The sequence below is a fragment of the Vibrio sp. 1-2 (7-a) genome, from assembly GCF_013048515.1.
Taxonomy (GTDB): domain Bacteria; phylum Pseudomonadota; class Gammaproteobacteria; order Enterobacterales; family Vibrionaceae; genus Vibrio; species Vibrio diabolicus.
In genome coordinates this window covers 1-20,074 of the sequence record NZ_VHSQ01000014.1, presented here as the reverse complement: position 1 = coordinate 20,074, position 20,074 = coordinate 1, and the positions used below count along the sequence as shown (strand labels likewise).

Genomic DNA, 20,074 nt, shown 5'->3' with positions numbered 1-20,074 from the left:
TTCAACCAATTTCAGGTTAAACATGACGACAAATTACATTTTTGTTACTGGCGGGGTTGTATCCTCTCTAGGTAAAGGTATTGCAGCAGCATCTCTTGCGGCTATTCTAGAAGCTCGTGGTCTTAAAGTGACTATGATGAAGCTTGACCCTTACATCAACGTTGACCCGGGCACAATGAGCCCTACTCAGCACGGTGAAGTGTTCGTTACAGAAGATGGCGCAGAGACTGACCTTGACCTTGGTCACTACGAGCGTTTCATCCGTACCAAGATGACCAAGCGTAACAACTTTACTGCAGGTCGTGTTTATGCCGACGTACTTCGTAAAGAACGTCGTGGTGACTACCTAGGCGCAACTATTCAAGTTATCCCTCACATCACTAACGCGATCAAAGACCGTGTAATTGCTGGCTCTGAAGGCCATGATGTGGCTATCGTTGAAGTTGGCGGTACCGTTGGTGATATCGAATCACTACCATTTATGGAAGCGATTCGTCAGCTAGCCGTTGAACTAGGCCGTGAGCGCGCAATGTTCATGCACCTAACACTTGTTCCTTACCTAGCGGCAGCGGGCGAAGTGAAAACTAAGCCAACTCAACACTCTGTAAAAGAACTTCTATCTATCGGTATTCAGCCAGATATCCTAGTTTGCCGTAGCGACCGCGTTATTCCAGCGAATGAACGTAAGAAAATCGCACTATTCTGTAATGTTCCAGAAAAAGCAGTAATTTCAATGAAGGACGTAGATTCTATCTACAAGATTCCTCAATTGATCAAGTCTCAAGGTCTAGATGATCTTGTGTGTGCTCGCTTTGGCATCACAGCTCCTGAAGCTGATCTTTCTGAGTGGGAACAGGTTATTTACGAAGAAGCAAATCCTACTGGTGAAGTAACCATCGGTATGGTTGGTAAATACACTGAATTGCCAGATGCATACAAGTCTGTGAACGAAGCGCTTAAACACGCTGGCTTGAAAAACCGTCTAAGTGTCACAATTAAGTATGTAGACTCACAAGATATCGAAACAAAAGGCGTTGAGCTGCTAGAAGGCTTAGACGCGATCCTAGTTCCAGGTGGCTTCGGCGATCGTGGTATTGAAGGCAAGATCCGTGCGGCTCAATATGCACGTGAAAACAATGTGCCTTACCTAGGTATTTGTTTGGGTATGCAAGTTGCACTAATTGAATACGCGCGTAACGTTGCGGGTATGGAAGGTGCACATTCAACAGAATTTAACAAAGAGACTAAGTACCCTGTGGTAGGTTTGATCACAGAGTGGGTAGACGAGTCAGGTAACGTAGAAGAGCGTACTGAAAAGTCTGACCTAGGTGGTACGATGCGTCTTGGTTCACAGCTATGTCACCTAGAGAAAGGTACGAAAGCTCGTGAACTTTACGGTAGCGCGACGATCCATGAACGTCACCGTCACCGTTACGAAGTGAATAATGTGCTTCGTCCGCAAATCGAAAAAGCAGGTCTGAAAGTTTCTGGCCTATCAGCGGACAAGAAGTTAGTGGAAATGATTGAGAACCCAGCTCACCCATGGTTTGTAGCGGCTCAGTTCCACCCAGAATTCACATCGACTCCTCGCGATGGCCACCCATTGTTTGCAGGTTTCGTTAAGGCTGCGGGCCAAAACGCACGCGGCGAATTCGAGAAGTAAAAGGATACGGGCGGCGGCGAAGGTTGTGCTGCTGCCCTTTAAAATTGACATTTATATTTGAAACGAGAGGAAACATTAATGTCTAAGATCGTTAAAGTTCTAGGTCGTGAAATCATCGACTCACGTGGTAACCCAACTGTAGAAGCTGAAGTACACCTAGAAGGCGGTTTCGTAGGTATGGCGGCAGCTCCATCTGGCGCATCTACTGGTTCTCGCGAAGCTCTTGAGCTACGTGACGGTGACAAAGCACGTTTCCTAGGTAAAGGTGTTCTTAAAGCAGTTGAAGCTGTAAACGGCCCAATCGCTGAAGCTCTAGTTGGCAAAGACGCTAAAGACCAAGCTGCAATCGACGCAGTAATGATCGAACTAGACGGCACTGAAAACAAATCTAAATTCGGTGCTAACGCTATCCTAGCTGTTTCTCTAGCAAACGCTAAAGCTGCTGCTGCAGCTAAAGGCATGCCTCTATACGAGCACATCGCTGAACTAAACGGTACAGCTGGTCAGTTCTCTATGCCTCTACCAATGATGAACATCATCAACGGTGGTGAGCACGCAGACAACAACGTTGACATCCAAGAGTTCATGATCCAACCAGTTGGCGCTAAGACTCTTAAAGAAGGTCTACGTATCGGTGCTGAAGTATTCCACAACCTAGCTAAAGTTCTTAAGTCTAAAGGCTACAGCACTGCAGTTGGTGACGAAGGTGGTTTCGCTCCTAACCTTAAATCTAACGCTGAAGCTCTAGAAGTTATCGCAGAAGCTGTTGCAGCTGCTGGTTACGAACTAGGTAAAGACGTTACTCTAGCTATGGACTGTGCAGCATCTGAGTTCTTCGACAAAGAAGCTGGCATCTACAACATGAAAGGCGAAGGTAAAACTTTCACTTCTGAAGAGTTCAACCACTACCTAGCTGAGCTAGCTAACCAATTCCCAATCGTTTCTATCGAAGACGGTCTAGACGAGTCTGACTGGGATGGCTTCAAGCACCAAACTGAACTACTAGGTGACAAACTTCAACTAGTAGGTGACGACCTATTCGTTACTAACACTAAGATCCTTGCTGAAGGTATCGAGAAAGGCGTAGCTAACTCTATCCTTATCAAGTTCAACCAAATCGGTTCTCTAACTGAGACTCTAGCTGCAATCAAGATGGCTAAAGACGCAGGTTACACAGCAGTAATCTCTCACCGTTCTGGCGAAACTGAAGATGCAACTATCGCTGACCTAGCGGTAGGTACTGCTGCAGGTCAAATCAAAACTGGTTCTATGAGCCGTTCTGACCGTGTTGCTAAGTACAACCAACTAATCCGTATCGAGGAAGCTCTAGGTGAGCGAGCTCCTTTCAACGGTCTTAAAGAAGTTAAAGGTCAAGCTTAATTCTTAATTGAATAAGTTTAGCTAAATAGCTTTCTAGAAACGCTCCACTTCGGTGGGGCGTTTTTTATTTAAGAGCGATGAACCGTTCTGGCCGTGTTGCTTGCCATACCTAAAGAAAGCAACCCATTTATCTGCATCGAGGAAGCTCTAGATGAGCACGCTCCTCCATGTTTCAAAGAAGCGGTCTTAAAGAAGCTCAAGCTTAGTTCTTCATTGGATTAACCGCTTAGATTGAAGCTTTGAAATACCCTGATTTTGCGGGGTGTTTTTGTATCTATAGGCTTGTATTTCTTGGTCTTACTTTGGTGAGTGCTAAGAATAGCTTCATATGTCTTTGTTTCATTTTGCTGCTTATTTCTTGTAAGGAGCGTGTGAGTCTCCCTTTCTCCCCTAGAGGCAACCTCGCATTTATGCTATATATGTCACCTTATCTAATTCCTTTCGGTACAGAATGTTAGCAGCGATATGCGAATCTTTGTTATAGCCCTTACGCTACTGTTTGGCTTGCTTCAATACACTCTATGGTTTGGTAAAAACGGAGTGTCTGACTACTACACAGTAAAAGATGAAATTGAAGTTCAGCAACAAGTGAACAGCAAGCTACAAGCTCGCAATAATGAAATGTTTGCTGAGATTGATGACTTAAGGCAAGGTCTTGATGCGATTGAAGAACGTGCGCGTCATGAGCTTGGTTTAGTTAAAGATGGCGAGACTTTCTACCGCATTATAGGTGAGGAAAATCATTAAAATGTTGGATGTGAACTCATCGCATGTCGCAATTGTTCCCGCTGCCGGTGTCGGTAGTCGAATGAAGGCTGACCGCCCTAAGCAATATTTATTGATCGACGGAAAAGCGGTGCTGGAACACACTGTAGAAAAGTTGCTGTCGCACCCACGAATTTCGAAAGTGGTTGTCGCCATTACCGAAGGTGACCCTTATTTCCCTGAGTTAACCATCGCGAACCATCCCGATGTAATTCAAGTCGCGGGTGGCAAAGAGCGCGCTGATTCCGTACTTTCAGGGCTAAACTATGTCAATGAACATCTGGAAAGCGAGTGGGTATTGGTCCACGACGCTGCAAGGCCATGTGTATTAACATCCGACATTGACCGTTTGATTGATGTTTGCTGCGCTCACCCAACGGGTGGCATCCTCGCATCTCCAGTGAGAGACACAATGAAGCGAGCAAACGTAGCACAAGATATCGGTCATACGGTAGAGAGAGAAGCATTGTGGCATGCATTAACTCCACAAATGTTTAAAACTCAACAACTGACTCGAGCACTGGCTGACGCATTAGAACAAGGCGTAGCCATCACGGATGAAGCATCGGCTTTAGAGTGGTTGGGCGAAACGCCTGCTTTAGTCCAGGGTAATGCGAACAACATAAAAATTACTCAGCCAGAAGATCTCGCGTTAGCCGAGTTTTATCTGAGCCGTGAGCGCGGCTAAAAAAGAAAGGATAAAAAATGATTCGAATTGGTCACGGTTTTGACGTGCATAAATTTGGTGGTGAAGGCCCGGTCATTATCGGTGGTGTTGCTATCCCTTACGAGCAGGGCTTAGTAGCCCACTCAGATGGTGATGTTGCTCTTCATGCTTTGACTGATGCGCTGCTTGGCGCGATTGCTGCGGGTGATATTGGTCGTCACTTCCCAGACACGGATGACAAATGGAAAGGCGCAGATAGCCGCGAATTGTTGAAAGACGTTTATCGTCGTGTCAAAGAGCAAGGCTACCGCCTTGGTAATGCCGATGTCACCATCATGGCACAAGCACCTAAGATGGCACCTCATATTGACGCGATGTGTGCGGCGATTGCGGAAGACCTAGAAACCGATATTAGTAACATTAACGTAAAAGCGACGACGACAGAGCGTCTCGGTTTTACTGGACGCAAAGAAGGCATTGCAACGGAAGCCGTGGTGCTTCTGTTCAAGCAATAATTAACCAACTTGCTCCTTAATGCTGTGTAAACAGCGGAAAAACATCATGTCAGATATTTTATCTTCATTGGCTTATCTAACGGGTAAGCCTGTTGCATCGGCAAAAATCAAAGCGCAACCAGAACATTTTCAGGTTCGTGAGGATTTAGGTTTTGCCTTTACGGGCGAAGGCGAGCACCTAATGGTGCGCATTCGGAAAACTGGAGAAAATACCAGTTTTGTTGCGAATGAGTTGGCGAAAGCTTGTGGCGTAAAGTCGAAAGACGTGAGCTGGGCAGGCCTTAAAGACCGCCATGCTGTGACGGAACAGTGGCTGAGTGTCCATTTACCGAAAGGGGAAACTCCGGACTTCTCGGCATTCCTAGCTCAATATCCGAGTATTGAAATCTTAGCGACTGATCGACACAACAAAAAACTGCGTCCTGGAGACTTAATAGGGAACGAGTTTGTTGTCACTTTGTCTGAAGTGACTGACGTTGAAGATGTAGAGCAACGCCTTGAAAAAGTGAAACAAGTTGGTGTGCCAAACTACTTTGGTAGTCAGCGTTTTGGCAATGATGGCAACAACCTTGAAGAAGCACGTCGATGGGGACGCGAAAACGTTCGTACCCGTAATCAAAATAAGCGTAGCATGTATTTATCAGCGGCGCGTTCGTGGATCTTCAACCGTATCGTTTCTGCTCGTCTAGAAAATGGTGTGTTTGATAAATTCATCGATGGTGATATTGCACAGACAAGTTCTGGCACTCAGTTGATTGATGCAAGCAATATCGCAGATCTACAAGCACAATTTGCTGTAGGTGAAGTGGCAATTACCGCGGCCCTAGCAGGTGATAATGCGCTTCCAACTCAAGCGGATGCGCTTACTTTAGAGCAACCGTTTTTAGATGAAGAGCCTGATCTCATGGCATTGATTCGCGGGAATCGTATGCGCCATGACCGTCGAGATATTGCACTTAAACCAAAAGACTTAGCTTGGGCGGTTGAAGGTAATAATATTACGCTGACTTTCTCACTGGATGCAGGATCTTTTGCAACCTCTATCGTTCGTGAGTTAGTTAATGAGGTTGAAGTAGAAAGAGAATACTAATGGAACAGGATTCACTAAACGCGAAGCCCCTAAGAGTCTTAATCAGCAACGACGATGGCGTACATGCGCAAGGGATTCATGCACTTGCTGATGAGTTGCGAGATATCGCTGAAGTGACCATTGTTGCACCCGATCGAAACCGTTCAGGTGCTTCGAACTCACTGACACTAGAGCAACCATTACGCGTAACTGAAATTGCCCCAAATATCTATTCAGTGCAAGGAACGCCTACAGATTGTGTACATTTCGCACTGAATGAGCTGATGAAAGATGATTTGCCCGATCTTGTTTTATCAGGCATCAACCATGGTGCAAATTTGGGTGATGACGTTCTTTACTCAGGAACGGTAGCTGCAGCAATGGAAGGGCATTTCCTTGGTGTTCAGTCGGTTGCTTTTTCGCTAGTGGGTAAGCGTCATTTCGAATCTGCCGCAAAAATTGCACGTCAAATTGTGCAACAGCATTTAGCGTCTCCGATTCCAACGAATCGGTTATTGAACGTAAACGTGCCTGACTTACCAGCGGAAAACCTGGGCGAAATCGAAGTCACGCGTTTAGGTGCGCGTCATCACGCAGAGAATATGATTAAGCAGAAAGATCCGAGAGGTCATGATATTTATTGGTTAGGGCCTCCAGGAAAAGAGCAAGATGCGGGTGAGGGCACAGACTTTTATGCGATTGAACATGGTCGAGTTTCAATGACGCCTCTGCAAGTTGATCTCACTGCTCATGAATCGCTGCGTGCAATGGATAGTTGGTTAAAGGAAGAGAAGTAATGAGTAACCCACATGCTGACAGGTTGATAGCGTTTCTTATCTCCAGTGGCATCAAAGACCAAAGAGTTCTGGATGCTATCCAACGCTTACCACGAGAAAGCTTTGTCTCTCAAGCGATGATGCACCAAGCCTACGATAACAATGCGTTACCGATTGGTCAGGGACAAACTATTTCTCAACCTTATATTGTTGCTCGTATGACCGAGTTACTCGAACTAGAGCCAACGAGTCACGTACTGGAAATCGGAACGGGTTCCGGTTATCAAACCGCAGTACTGGCGAAAATTGTTGACCATGTATACTCCGTTGAGCGAATTAAATCGTTGCAATGGGAAGCAAAACGCCGTCTGAAGCAATTGGATATCTACAATGTTTCAACCAAGCATGCTGATGGGTGGCAAGGCTGGGAAGCTCGTGGTCCTTTCGATGCCATCATTGTTACTGCTGCTGCAGAAGTGATCCCCCAAGCACTTCTCGCACAATTAAAAGATGGCGGTAAGATGGTGATTCCTGTTGGAGATACGGAGCAACAGTTACTAAAAATTGAACGTAAGGGAGATGAATATCTCTCTACTGTTGTGGAAATGGTTCGATTTGTACCTCTGGTTGCGGGTGATTTAGCTTAAGGGTTAGGGATAGGTGAGTAAGTTATTACGTCATATTGGTATTAGCTTTGTGTTTGCTGCAGGACTAGTTGGTTGTGCAGCGCATTCTCCTGCACCTGTCTCTAGCTTAAAGAAAGACTATTCAAGCCTTGAAAGAGGAAGTTACAGAGGGAGTTATTATGAGGTAAAAAAAGGCGATACACTTTACTTCATAGCTTATGTCACAGATAAAGATGTAAATGATCTTGTCCGTTACAATGAGTTAACTCAGCCTTACACCATCTACCCTGGACAGAGGCTAAAACTTTGGGCTCCGAAATATGTCGCCCCTAAATATGGCCAAAAAGTTGAACCCGTTGTGGTTCCTGTTGTTACGACGCCACCAGCCCCAGTGACGAAAACATCAACAGCCTCTAAACCGAAAACTTCAAGTAAAAACTCTAGTCAAAAACCTACAGAGACTAAGCCTAAAGTCGTACAAAAACAGCCTCCAAAGAAGGTTGAACAATCGAAAACAAAGGAGTATGTTGGTTCAAAAGATAACCAAAAAGTGAAGCAAAAAGCGCCAGTTACCACGGCGAAGAGTGATAAAGTTTCTAAGTGGTTGTGGCCAACAAAAGGGAGAGTAATCAAGAACTTTTCGGCGGGAGAACAGGGAAATAAAGGTATCGACATCGCAGGACAGCGTGGTCAACCTATCGTTTCAACCGCAGCCGGCACCGTTGTTTATTCAGGCAATGCGCTACGAGGTTATGGCAACTTAATTATAGTAAAGCATAACGACAATTATTTAAGCGCCTATGCACATAATGACAAACTGCTGGTATCAGAAGGACAAAGTGTAAAAAGCGGACAGAAAATCGCCACCATGGGTAGTTCCGGTGCTAAATCAGTCAAGCTACACTTTGAAATTCGCTATCAAGGTAAATCGGTGAATCCAAAACGCTATTTGCCTTAAAACTTTGAAAAACAACTTGCGACATCATTTAGCGACATATTGAGTTGTCATGTCTTGCTAACTCGCCAGGGGGAGGCGTTATGAGTATCAGCAACACAGTAACCAAAGTTGAAGAGTTTGCATTTGACAATGCGTCAGTGAAGACCATTGATAACGAACTCGAAAAATCATCATCCACAGAAAGCAAAACGGCTGCGCGTGAAGAATTTGACGCGAGCAGTAAAAGCTTAGACGCAACTCAGTTGTATCTAGGTGAAATTGGCTTCTCACCTCTACTTACTGCCGAAGAAGAAGTGCTTTATGCTCGACGAGCCCTGCGTGGCGACGAAGCGGCACGTAAACGTATGATCGAAAGTAACCTACGTTTGGTGGTCAAGATCTCTCGTCGATACAGTAATCGAGGTCTAGCACTACTCGATCTGATTGAAGAAGGTAACCTTGGCTTGATCCGTGCGGTCGAGAAGTTCGATCCAGAGCGTGGTTTCCGCTTCTCTACTTATGCGACCTGGTGGATCCGACAAACGATCGAACGTGCGTTGATGAACCAAACTCGTACGATCCGTCTACCTATTCATGTCGTGAAAGAGCTGAACATTTATCTGCGTACTGCGCGTGAACTTTCTCAGAAGCTCGATCACGAACCTACCGCAGAAGAAATTGCTGCTCAGTTAGATATTCCAGTCGAAGATGTAAGCAAAATGCTACGTCTCAATGAGCGTATCAGTTCTGTCGACACACCAATCGGTGGTGACGGTGAAAAAGCGCTGTTGGATATTATTCCCGACGCAAACAACTCCGATCCAGAAGTCTCGACTCAAGATGACGATATCAAATCATCGCTGATTCATTGGTTAGAAGAGTTGAATCCAAAACAGAAAGAAGTACTTGCACGACGTTTTGGTCTTTTAGGTTATGAGCCTTCGACGCTTGAAGAAGTTGGTCGAGAGATTGGTTTGACACGTGAGCGCGTACGTCAAATACAAGTGGAAGGTTTACGTCGTCTTCGTGAAGTTTTAATCAAGCAAGGTTTGAATATGGAAAACTTATTTAACGTCGAAGATGATTAAATAATCCGTACTTCAGTAGATATGTAAAAGGCTATGGTTATCCATAGCCTTTTTTCTTTTGCGCTCGCTTAAGTGAATCGATTTAAAGCATCTTCTTCAAACGATACAACTCTTCAAGTGCTTGGCGTGGAGTCAAATCATCAGGATCAATACCAGATAAGGCTTGTTCGATCTCGCTAGGTTCTGGAATTAGACTCAATTGGTTAGCCACATCTACTGCACTTGGACGTGGTGCGTCACTGTTTTGCCCTAGTTGCTCTAGCTGAGATAGCTTGTTACGCGCATTTTTGATAACCGTTTTTGGTACACCTGCTAAGCCCGCAACAGCTAGGCCGTAAGACTTACTTGCCGCACCTTCTTGAACTGCGTGCATAAAGGCAATGCTGTCTCCATGCTCTACGGCATCCAAGTGAACGTTCGCTAAGTTTGGCAGTTGGTTTGGCAACTCTGTCAATTCGAAGTAGTGAGTTGCAAATAGTGTCATCGCACCAATTTGTGTTGCGAGCCATTCCGCACTTGCCCAAGCTAAAGAGAGGCCATCGTAAGTACTGGTACCGCGACCGATTTCATCCATTAGCACTAAACTGTTTTTAGTCGCATTGTGCAGAATATTAGCGGTTTCCGTCATTTCTACCATGAAGGTAGAACGACCAGATGCAAGATCATCTGACGCACCAATACGAGTAAATATACGATCTAAAGAACCAATTTGTGCAGATTCTGCAGGTACATAAGAGCCGATATGCGCCATCAATGCAATCAGCGCAGTTTGACGCATGTAGGTGGATTTACCACCCATGTTTGGACCGGTGATGATCAACATCTTACGAGCTGGGTTAAGCTCAATTGGGTTCGCGATGAACGGTTCTGTTGTTACTTGCTCTACGACTGGGTGACGACCCGCTTGAATGTGAATGCCAGCGTCTTTCACAAGCGTTGGTCGGCAGTAATCCAACGAATCTGCACGCTCTGCTAGGTTTTGTAGTACATCCAGTTGAGACAGAGCAGAAGCTAAATTCTGCAGCTTCTCCAGATTTGGCATCAATAGATCAAACAGTTCTTCCCACAGCTGCTTTTCAAGTGCCAGCGCTTTCGATTTCGAGTTAAGTACTTTGTCTTCGTGCTCTTTGAGCTCTGGGATGATATAGCGTTCGGCATTTTTTAGTGTTTGGCGACGTACATAGTGCGGTGGAACCAAATGGCTCTGGCCACGGCTCACTTGAATAAAGAAGCCATGTACGTTGTTGTAGCCGACTTTAAGCGTATCGATGCCGTGTCGTTCACGCTCATCTCGCTCAAGCTGCTCAAGATATTCTGTTGCACCGTCTGCTAATTTGCGCCATTCATCGAGCTCGGCATTATAGCCTTCAGCGATCACACCACCATCACGAATAACAACTGGCGGATTTTCTTTAATTGCACGCTCTAACAGATCACATACTTCGTCAATCGGAGCTGCGTATTGCGCCAGTTTTGCTAGATATGGATGGGTCAAAGAAGCGGTGACAGATTCTAGCTCTGGTAGCTGCTGCATGGCATTGCGAAGTCTAGCCATATCGCGAGGGCGAGCAGAGCGTAGTGCAAGGCGTGCTAAGATACGTTCAATATCACCAATTTGTTTTAACGTTGGTTGAAGATCGGCAAACAGCGCTTGTTCTTTAATCTCACCAATAGCATCAAGACGATTGTTTAACGTTTCAATGCAACGCATAGGCTGATGTAACCAACGCTTCAGCATTCGGCTGCCCATCGGCGTCGCACAATGGTCGAGTACCGCAGCGAGCGTGTTATCGGTTCCGCCTGCTAGATTTTGAGTAATTTCCAGGTTGCGTCGGGTAGCGGCATCAAGGATTACGGATTGATCCTGATGATCAAACGTTAAAGAGCGAATATGAGGTAAAGCCGTACGTTGAGTATCTTTTACGTACTGGATCAAACAACCAGCAGCACATAACCCTAAGGACGCATGTTCTACGCCAAAACCAACCAGATCTTTGGTGCCAAACTGTTGATTGAGTTGTTGCTTAGCCGTATCAAGCTCAAACTCCCATACTGGGCGACGACGGTTACCGTTGCGGCTCGCCATTAAATGTACAGGTTCAAAATCTTCTGGGAATAGTAGCTCACGTGGTGCGGTACGCTGAAGCTCGGCTGTCATCGCTTCTTCGGTTTCTGGTTCTGTCAGTTGGAAGCGACCAGAAGTGACATCCAGCGTCGCATAACCGAACTTACCGTTGTGATGGTAAATTGCTGCGATTAAGTTATCGACACGCTCAGAAAGTAATGCTTCATCAGTAACAGTGCCTGGTGTCACGATACGCACAACTTTACGTTCTACCGGACCTTTGCTGGTGGCTGGATCGCCAATTTGTTCGCAGATTGCGACTGATTCACCAAGCTGAACAAGTTTTGCTAGATAGCCTTCTACTGCGTGAAATGGCACTCCCGCCATAGGAATAGGCTCTCCAGCTGACGAACCGCGCTTAGTTAGCGAAATATCAAGCAGTTGGGACGCTCGCTTTGCATCATCGTAAAAGAGTTCGTAGAAATCGCCCATGCGGTAGAACAGCAAAATCTCAGGGTTCTCAGCTTTTAGCTTGAGGTATTGCTGCATCATCGGAGTGTGTTTTTGTTCAGCTTTCACAGGTAAATTCTTTTGTTTATTTCCGTAGCGGCTTAGGATACGTGAATCCCTATCAAGTAAAAAGAGACAAAGGGCATTTTGGCTATGGAAAAAACAACAAAATTGAGCGCAGATTTAGGCGCATTATTGGCAAAGTATGGTCATGTTTTAACGACGGCAGAATCGTGCACGGGTGGCGGTGTTGCGACCGCTATTACTGATATTGCAGGCAGCTCAGGTTGGTTAGATAGAGCTTTTGTCACTTACAGCAACGAAGCCAAAATGGAAATGCTGGGTGTGAGAGCGGAAACCTTAGAGGAACATGGTGCCGTGAGTGAGCCCGTTGTGATTGAAATGGTGCAAGGTGCGCTTCAACACTCGAATGCTACTATTGGGGTTTCCATCAGTGGTGTTGCTGGACCGGGAGGAGGCAGTGATGAAAAGCCGATTGGAACCGTCTGCTTTGCTTTTGCGGATAAGCACGACTGGCTCTTTGTTGAGACCATGCATTTTTCTGGTGACAGGGCGGAAGTTCGTCAACAAGCGGTGATGCATGCATTGACTCGATTGCATCAACATTTAATTTAGAATTTCTTACACTGTCTTAGCCCAGAATTGATAAGGGCTAGAGCAAATCCTTAGAAGCAGTGAACTAAATTTTTTCTATACAGGTATAGACACTGTATGAATCAACAGTATAATAACTTTCATTGCTGAGCAGGTTAGCTGCTTAAGAAAAATGAATTACTATTCGTCGCCCAAAGAAGATGAATAAATCGGAGAAAGTAATGGACGAGAACAAACAGAAAGCGCTCGCCGCTGCGCTAGGTCAAATTGAAAAGCAATTCGGTAAAGGCTCTATCATGCGCCTTGGTGATAACCGCGCAATGGACGTAGAAACGATTTCAACAGGCTCTCTTTCTCTTGATATCGCTTTGGGTGCAGGTGGTCTGCCAATGGGTCGTATCGTAGAAGTCTACGGTCCAGAATCTTCAGGTAAAACAACACTAACGCTTGAGCTTATCGCTGCTGCGCAACGTGAAGGTAAAACTTGTGCGTTTATCGATGCAGAGCACGCTTTGGACCCTGTCTACGCGAAGAAACTTGGTGTAGATATCGATGCGCTCTTGGTTTCTCAGCCAGACACTGGTGAGCAAGCACTAGAGATTTGTGATGCACTAGCTCGCTCTGGCGCTATCGACGTAATGGTTGTTGACTCAGTTGCGGCGCTAACACCAAAAGCAGAAATTGAAGGCGAAATGGGCGACAGCCACATGGGTCTGCAAGCACGTATGCTTTCTCAAGCGATGCGTAAGCTAACTGGTAACCTAAAACAGTCTAACTGTATGTGTATCTTCATCAACCAAATCCGTATGAAGATTGGTGTGATGTTCGGTAACCCAGAAACGACCACGGGTGGTAACGCACTTAAATTCTACGCTTCTGTTCGTCTTGATATTCGTCGTACTGGCGCAATCAAAGAAGGTGACGAAGTCGTTGGTAACGAAACGCGCATCAAAGTGGTTAAGAACAAGATTGCTGCACCGTTTAAAGAAGCCAATACGCAAATCATGTACGGTCAAGGCTTTAACCGCGAAGGTGAGCTGGTAGATCTAGGCGTGAAGCACAAGCTGGTTGAAAAGGCTGGTGCTTGGTACAGCTATCAAGGCGATAAGATTGGTCAAGGTAAAGCGAACGCGTGCAACTACCTACGCGAGCATCCTGAAGTGGCTAAAACCATCGATACTAAATTGCGTGAAATGTTGTTAGCGCCAGCCCTTGCGGAAGCTCCTGAAGCAGGCGAGGCGCCTGAGCAAGCTGAAGAGTTTTAATCCCTTCACAGATTAAAAAGTGATAAAGCCCTGCAATGCGGGGCTTTGTTGTATCTATTGACATCAAAAATCGAATCATCACAAAGGCCATTGAGAGTCTGTACAGCAAAAATACCTTTAGGATCACCATGTACCAAAAGCGCCAGACACCAACATTATCGAGCAAAGAGGCGGCTATCCAACTGCTTAGCCGTCGCGATCATGGTCAGTATGAGCTGTACCAAAAACTGTCGATGAAAGGCTATGAAGCATCAGACATCGAAATCGCGATTAATTTTTGCTTAGACCATAACTATTTAGATGATTTACGTTATGCGAAGAGCCAAATTAGGCAGCATGTATACAAAGGACATGGCGAGCGTCGAATTCGCCAAGAGTTAAACCAGAAACGTGTTGCGGAATCGGTGATTGAGCAAGCCATGGCTGAAGAACCACAAGACTGGTTTGAACTTGCTAAGCAGGCGGCAGAAAAGAAATTCAAAGGCGTCAAAGCCAAGGACCAAAAAGAATACGCAAAACAAGTCCGTTTTCTACAATACCGAGGCTACAGTTTCGACCAAATTAGCTATGCGCTTGCCTTTGAAGACCAAGATTAGCGTTGATCCAATTGCGCTGATTTTTGTTTTGCTTCAAATTTTTTCTTCTACTCCCTCTTTTCCTCAAGAAAACTAGTCTCAGCTGTTTGCATGATCTACAATACGGCAAAATTCTAACTCGACTATTTTCAGGAAGAGCTGCATGTACATGAGCACTGACGAGGTTCGTAACGCGTTCCTCAAGTTCTTTGAAAGCAAAGGACACCAAATCGTAGAAAGTTCATCGTTAGTTCCACATAACGACCCAACCCTGCTGTTCACAAACGCAGGTATGAACCAATTTAAAGATTGTTTCTTAGGCTTAGAAAAACGAGCCTATACTCGAGCGACTACGGCTCAACGTTGTGTACGTGCTGGTGGTAAACACAACGACCTGGAAAATGTTGGCTTTACCGCTCGTCACCACACATTCTTTGAAATGCTAGGCAACTTCAGCTTTGGCGACTATTTCAAAGAAGATGCGATTTCATTTGCTTGGGAATTCCTAACCGAAGTTCTTAAACTGCCTGCGGATCGTCTATTGGTAACCGTTTACGAAACCGATGACGAAGCATTCGACATCTGGAACAAAAAAGTTGGCGTGCCTGCTGATCGTATCGTTCGCATTGGTGACAAAGAAGGTGGCAAGCCTTACGAGTCTGATAACTTCTGGCAAATGGGCGACACTGGTCCTTGTGGTCCATGTACTGAAATCTTCTACGATCACGGTGAACACATCTGGGGTGGTCGTCCTGGCACGCCTGAAGAAGATGGTGACCGTTTCATCGAGATCTGGAACAACGTATTCATGCAGTTCAACCGTCACGCAGACGGCACTATGGAACCGCTACCAAAACCATCGGTAGATACTGGTATGGGTATCGAGCGTATCTCTGCAATCATGCAAGGCGTTCACTCAAACTACGAAATCGATGTATTCCAAACTCTTATCAAAGCCGCGGCTGAAGTCATTGGTTATGAAGATCTATCGAACCAATCGCTACGCGTTATTGCTGACCACATCCGTTCATGTTCATTCTTGATTGTTGATGGTGTGATGCCTTCAAACGAAGGTCGTGGTTACGTACTACGTCGTATCATTCGTCGTGCCGTACGTCATGGTAACAAGCTAGGTGCACAAGGTGCATTCTTCTATAAGCTTGTTGGCGTATTAGCAGAAGTGATGGGTACAGCAGGCGAAGAGCTGAAGCGTCAACAAGCAGTGGTTGAAAAAGTACTGCGTATCGAAGAAGAAAACTTCGGTCGTACACTTGAGCGCGGTATGGTAATTCTTAACGAAGCATTAGATAACCTAGATGGCAAAGTGCTAGACGGCGAAACGGTATTCAAGCTTTACGATACTTACGGCTTCCCAGCAGACCTCACTAACGACGTTGCACGTGAGCGTGAGTTCGCGATCGACGAAGAGGGTTTCGAAAAAGCGATGGAAGAGCAGCGTCAACGTGCGCGTGAAGCTGGTCAATTCGGTACAGATTATAACTCAGCAATCAAAGTTGATACGCAAACAGAATTCTGTGGTTACACTGGTACTAAAGGTTCTAGTTCAGTCGCTGCGATGTTTGTTGAAGGCAACGAAGTAGATTCACTATCTGCAGGCGATAAAGCCATCATCGTGCTTGGTGAAACGCCATTCTACGCAGAGTCAGGCGGTCAGTGTGGTGACGCGGGTGAAATCCGTACTGAGTCTGGTGTGTTCCGCGTTGAAGACACTCAAAAACTCGGTAACGCAATTGCACACCACGGTGTAATGGCAGAAGGCGTGCTAGCGAAAGGTGACGAAGTGGCAACCATCGTTGACGCAGAGCGTCGCGCAGCTATCTCTCTTAACCACTCAGCGACGCACTTGCTACACGCAGCACTACGCCAAGTTCTTGGTGAGCACGTAACTCAGAAAGGCTCACTAGTGAAAGCTGACAGCCTACGTTTCGATTTCTCACACCTAGAGTCGGTAACTGCAGCAGAGCTGAAAGAAGTTGAGCGTCTAGTAAACGCACAAATTCGTCGTAACCACACGATTGAAACCAATGTGATGGACATTGAGTCTGCTAAGAAGAAAGGCGCAATGGCATTGTTTGGTGAGAAGTACGATGATGAAGTTCGCGTGCTGTCTATGGGCGACTTCTCTACTGAGCTTTGTGGTGGTATTCACGCATCAAGCACGGGTGATATTGGTCTATTCAAAATCACATCAGAAAGCGGTATTGCAGCCGGTATTCGTCGTATTGAAGCGGTAACAGGCGAGGCGGCATTAGACGCTATTGAAGCTCAAAACGCGAAGTACGAAGAAAAACTGGCGGAATCGGCTCAAAAAGCAAAAGCACTAGAAAAAGAAGTGCAGAAGCTAAAAGATAAGATGGCGGCCGCAGAAAGCGCTAACATCATGGGCAAAGCGGTTGAAGTAAATGGCACAAAAGTTCTAGTTGCGGCCCTTGAAGGTGCTGATAGCAAGAACCTACGTACCATGGTTGATGACATCAAGAATCAAATGGGTTCTGGTGTTGTACTGCTTGCAAACGTAACGGGTGACAAGGTTGGCTTGATTGCTGGTGTGACTAAAGATCTCACTGGTAAAGTAAAAGCAGGTGATCTGGTTAAAATGGTTGCAGAGCAAGTCGGTGGTAAGGGCGGTGGTCGTCCAGACATGGCTCAAGCCGGTGGTACTGATGTTTCAGCACTACCAGAGGCAATCAAAACAGTTCAGCCTTGGCTAGAAGAGCGTTTATAAGCTCTTAACTAATAAAATTACGCTCAATCAAGTTTCTTTGATTGAGCGTAATTTTTTTTAGCAACCAAGTGGTTTAATTGACCAAAAGTTAACCGAGTCATTTAAGCTGCTTGGTTTTTGTTGTAACTACTGCTTATATAATTTTTCTCAAAGGAAATATTTAAGATGTAAGCAGTTCTAAAGAGACTTCGGTCTTGGGAAGGTGAAGACTGGTGAAAAAGCCCCTTATCGTGCAAAAGTTTGGCGGAACCTCTGTGGGTTCAATTGAAAGAATCCACCAAGTCGCTGAACACATCATTAAGGCGAAAAATGATGGCAATCAAGTTGTTGTTGTCGTGTCTGCAATGTCAGGCGAAACAAACAGACTGATGGATCTCGCTAAACAGATAGATAGCGTACCTACAGCTCGAGAACTTGATGTTTTGCTCTCTGCTGGTGAGCAAGTGTCAATGGCACTGTTAGCCATGACTTTGAATAAAATGGGTCATGCTGCGCGCTCGCTTACCGGAGCACAGGCGAATATTGTGACGGATAATCAACACAATGACGCAACGATTAAACACATTGATACCACGACAATTATGGGATTGCTTGAGCAAGACCAAATCGTGATTGTTGCGGGCTTTCAAGGTGTGAATGAGAACGGGGATATCACCACATTAGGTCGAGGTGGCTCAGATACGAGCGCTGTGGCACTGGCGGGCGCATTGCGCGCTAACGAGTGTCAAATCTTTACCGACGTTGATGGTATTTATACTTGTGACCCACGTGTAGTGAAAAATGCGCGCAAATTGGCGGTTATCGATTTTCCTTCAATGGAAGCGATGGCAAGCCGAGGCGCAAAAGTATTACATTTACCTTCAGTGCAATTTGCATGGAAGAATAATGTGCCACTACGCGTGCTTTCGACATTTGATGTTAATGAAGGCAGTTTGGTAAAGGGGGAGTCAGGCAATCAAGCCGTCTCTGGTATAGCCATTCAACGTGACCTTGCCATTATCGAAGTCGATAAAGAACATTTATCTAGTGCTACAAAACAATGTCAGATGCTGGGTATAGACATTTGGAATGTGATCGAGGAAGCAGAACGGGCAGGTATCATGATAAAACAAGATGCATGTGCCAAGTTCGATCTGGTGTTCAGCGACAAAATCCGTAATAGTGAAGTAGTAAGCCTGTTGACCGCAGTGGGGCTTGAGGCCAATGGAATGGTAGAGCACGCATGCGATTTGTTAGCAAAGCGAGATATTGAGATCAATTTCAGCGCAACGAATGCACTCACTATGATGCTAGTTTTAGCACCCGAATGTGTGGATACAGCAGCAAACATTCTGCATGATGCTTACATTACGTCTAGTGAAGCATTAAACATTCAACAAAAACATGCCTTTTTAGGCTGATTTTCGCTAACAAGGTAGTTTACGAAAATATAACTTTTGTTGGATAATAGCTTTGTAGCAAGAAAATTTAGAGATTACTCAAGGAGCAAAGAATGCTAATTTTGACTCGCCGCGTAGGCGAAACACTGATGATTGGTGATGAAGTGACTGTAACTGTACTAGGTGTGAAAGGTAACCAAGTACGTATCGGCGTTAACGCTCCGAAAGAGGTTTCAGTTCACCGTGAAGAAATCTACATGCGCATTCAAGCTGAAAAAGGCAATGGCAACGTTGCTTCAGGTAACTACTAAGTCGCTCCTGTTTACAGAGCTTAGTTTGAATGAAAAAGGCTAACCGAAGGGTTGGCCTTTTTAGTCTTTAATGTTTTTGAAGATTTGCGGAAACCATTGTGTTGAGTGTGGCTGTGAATCCGTCAATATTGTTGAATCGAACACCAGGAAGTCGTTTGAAAATAAATGTCTTTTTTTCAGAGAAGACTCTCTTTTTTTCATCATAATAGAGTGGTAAAGTTCGTTTAATAGTCACTTTGATTAAATCAGCAACGGTTAAGTCAGTTTCGTGGATTTTTTCAAAGAAAGTGTTTGACATATTTTCGGTAAAACGTAATATGTGCCTCCGCAAGACGGTGAGGTGGCCGAGAGGCTGAAGGCGCTCCCCTGCTAAGGGAGTATACGGTTTATCCCGTATCGAGGGTTCGAATCCCTCCCTCACCGCCATTCTTGCAACGTTGAGAAATCAACAAAAAAGTGCGTCCTTAGCTCAGCTGGATAGAGTACCTGGCTACGAACCAGGCGGTCGGAGGTTCGAATCCTCCAGGACGCGCCATATCTCTTCTGAGATATAACAATGAAAACGGTGAGGTGGCCGAGAGGCTGAAGGCGCTCCCCTGCTAAGGGAGTATACGGTTTATCCCGTATCGAGGGTTCGAATCCCTCCTTCACCGCCATTCATTGACTGGCCCGATGGCCTTTTTTTTGTTTCGTAAGAAATGAATGTGATTTGCTTCACAACTTCCTAGCAAGAAGATCTGCGCGTCCTTAGCTCAGCTGGATAGAGTACCTGGCTACGAACCAGGCGGTCGGAGGTTCGAATCCTCCAGGACGCGCCACTTATTAAAGGGTAATGCCCTGATGTTGACGAAAGTTGATATCGAAAACTGCGCGTCCTTAGCTCAGCTGGATAGAGTACCTGGCTACGAACCAGGCGGTCGGAGGTTCGAATCCTCCAGGACGCGCCACTTATTAAAGGGTATTGCCCTGATATTGATGAAAGTTGATATCGAAAACTGCGCGTCCTTAGCTCAGCTGGATAGAGTACCTGGCTACGAACCAGGCGGTCGGAGGTTCGAATCCTCCAGGACGCGCCACTTATTAAAGGGTAATGCCCTGATGTTGACGAAAGTTGATATCGAA

17 protein-coding genes and 6 tRNA genes are annotated in these 20,074 nt (G+C 45.6%); 22 read left to right on the top strand and 1 reads right to left on the bottom strand.

All coding sequences use genetic code 11. The annotated features are described in order from the left end of the window. Positions 1-22: 22 nt before the first annotated feature. The 10 genes from FKN08_RS20860 to rpoS all read left to right on the top strand — a co-directional run bounded on the left by FKN08_RS20860 (position 23) and on the right by rpoS (position 9,486). Positions 23-1,663 (top strand): CTP synthase, encoded by a 1,641-nt coding sequence (locus FKN08_RS20860; RefSeq protein ID WP_005393892.1) that lies wholly within the window; start codon positions 23-25, stop codon positions 1,661-1,663. A gap of 78 nt (positions 1,664-1,741) precedes the next feature. Beyond that, positions 1,742-3,043: a phosphopyruvate hydratase gene (eno, locus tag FKN08_RS20855; RefSeq protein WP_005383785.1), complete on the top strand. Its 1,302-nt coding sequence runs from the start codon at positions 1,742-1,744 to the stop codon at positions 3,041-3,043. Positions 3,044-3,508: 465 nt separating this feature from the next. Next, positions 3,509-3,790 carry a cell division protein FtsB gene (gene ftsB, locus FKN08_RS20850; RefSeq protein ID WP_005380907.1) on the top strand — a complete coding sequence of 94 codons (282 nt, stop codon included), beginning with the start codon at positions 3,509-3,511 and terminating at the stop codon, positions 3,788-3,790. Position 3,791: 1 nt separating this feature from the next. Beyond that, positions 3,792-4,496, top strand: coding sequence for a 2-C-methyl-D-erythritol 4-phosphate cytidylyltransferase (ispD, locus tag FKN08_RS20845; protein ID WP_047008818.1), 705 nt, complete (start codon positions 3,792-3,794; stop codon positions 4,494-4,496). A gap of 17 nt (positions 4,497-4,513) precedes the next feature. Beyond that, complete coding sequence (gene ispF, locus FKN08_RS20840; protein ID WP_012841409.1) at positions 4,514-4,990, top strand: 2-C-methyl-D-erythritol 2,4-cyclodiphosphate synthase; 477 nt, start codon at positions 4,514-4,516, stop codon at positions 4,988-4,990. A gap of 46 nt (positions 4,991-5,036) precedes the next feature. Then, on the top strand, positions 5,037-6,080 hold the full coding sequence (truD, locus tag FKN08_RS20835) for a tRNA pseudouridine(13) synthase TruD (protein ID WP_170892830.1): 1,044 nt from the start codon (positions 5,037-5,039) through the stop codon (positions 6,078-6,080). Continuing rightward, entirely contained in the window at positions 6,080-6,856 is a 777-nt protein-coding gene (gene surE, locus FKN08_RS20830) for a 5'/3'-nucleotidase SurE (protein ID WP_005393882.1), read from the top strand. The genes truD and surE overlap by 1 nt, the downstream gene beginning before the upstream one ends. Continuing rightward, positions 6,856-7,482 (top strand): protein-L-isoaspartate(D-aspartate) O-methyltransferase, encoded by a 627-nt coding sequence (locus tag FKN08_RS20825; protein WP_074191789.1) that lies wholly within the window; start codon positions 6,856-6,858, stop codon positions 7,480-7,482. The genes surE and FKN08_RS20825 overlap by 1 nt, the downstream gene beginning before the upstream one ends. 13 nt (positions 7,483-7,495) lie before the next feature. Then, positions 7,496-8,419 carry a peptidoglycan DD-metalloendopeptidase family protein gene (locus FKN08_RS20820; protein ID WP_006743295.1) on the top strand — a complete coding sequence of 308 codons (924 nt, stop codon included), beginning with the start codon at positions 7,496-7,498 and terminating at the stop codon, positions 8,417-8,419. Between the two features lie 80 nt (positions 8,420-8,499). Then, entirely contained in the window at positions 8,500-9,486 is a 987-nt protein-coding gene (rpoS, locus tag FKN08_RS20815; RefSeq protein WP_005393877.1) for an RNA polymerase sigma factor RpoS, read from the top strand. An 82-nt stretch (positions 9,487-9,568) separates the two neighbouring features. On the opposite strand, the gene mutS is transcribed toward rpoS, so the two are convergent. Continuing rightward, complete coding sequence (mutS, locus tag FKN08_RS20810) at positions 9,569-12,130, bottom strand: DNA mismatch repair protein MutS (RefSeq protein ID WP_006743294.1); 2,562 nt, start codon at positions 12,128-12,130, stop codon at positions 9,569-9,571. Between the two features lie 84 nt (positions 12,131-12,214). Between mutS and pncC the strand changes: the two genes are divergently transcribed. From pncC to FKN08_RS20750, 12 genes are all read left to right on the top strand, one after another. Further along, the gene (gene pncC / locus FKN08_RS20805) at positions 12,215-12,697 is read left to right on the top strand and encodes a nicotinamide-nucleotide amidase (RefSeq protein ID WP_074191788.1); all 483 of its coding nucleotides are present in this window, start codon (positions 12,215-12,217) and stop codon (positions 12,695-12,697) included. Positions 12,698-12,897: 200 nt separating this feature from the next. Continuing rightward, positions 12,898-13,941, top strand: coding sequence for a recombinase RecA (gene recA, locus FKN08_RS20800; RefSeq protein ID WP_005393872.1), 1,044 nt, complete (start codon positions 12,898-12,900; stop codon positions 13,939-13,941). Positions 13,942-14,069: 128 nt separating this feature from the next. Continuing rightward, a complete protein-coding gene (gene recX / locus FKN08_RS20795) occupies positions 14,070-14,537 on the top strand; it encodes a recombination regulator RecX (RefSeq protein ID WP_005393871.1) in 468 nt (155 codons plus the stop codon). Between the two features lie 142 nt (positions 14,538-14,679). Further along, the gene (gene alaS, locus FKN08_RS20790; RefSeq protein WP_170892829.1) at positions 14,680-17,262 is read left to right on the top strand and encodes an alanine--tRNA ligase; all 2,583 of its coding nucleotides are present in this window, start codon (positions 14,680-14,682) and stop codon (positions 17,260-17,262) included. Between the two features lie 212 nt (positions 17,263-17,474). After that, positions 17,475-18,662, top strand: coding sequence for an aspartate kinase (locus tag FKN08_RS20785; RefSeq protein WP_012841412.1), 1,188 nt, complete (start codon positions 17,475-17,477; stop codon positions 18,660-18,662). Between the two features lie 92 nt (positions 18,663-18,754). Beyond that, positions 18,755-18,952, top strand: a complete 198-nt coding sequence (gene csrA / locus FKN08_RS20780) for a carbon storage regulator CsrA (RefSeq protein WP_004415691.1) — start codon at positions 18,755-18,757, stop codon at positions 18,950-18,952. 334 nt (positions 18,953-19,286) lie between these two features. Then, positions 19,287-19,378 (top strand) — tRNA-Ser (locus tag FKN08_RS20775). A gap of 32 nt (positions 19,379-19,410) precedes the next feature. After that, positions 19,411-19,487, top strand: a tRNA-Arg gene (locus tag FKN08_RS20770). Positions 19,488-19,516: 29 nt separating this feature from the next. Further along, positions 19,517-19,608, top strand: a tRNA-Ser gene (locus FKN08_RS20765). Positions 19,609-19,693: 85 nt separating this feature from the next. Continuing rightward, positions 19,694-19,770: transfer RNA gene (locus FKN08_RS20760), tRNA-Arg, on the top strand. Between the two features lie 52 nt (positions 19,771-19,822). Then, positions 19,823-19,899 (top strand) — tRNA-Arg (locus FKN08_RS20755). A 52-nt stretch (positions 19,900-19,951) separates the two neighbouring features. Then, a tRNA-Arg gene (locus tag FKN08_RS20750) sits at positions 19,952-20,028 on the top strand. Positions 20,029-20,074 lie beyond the last annotated feature (46 nt).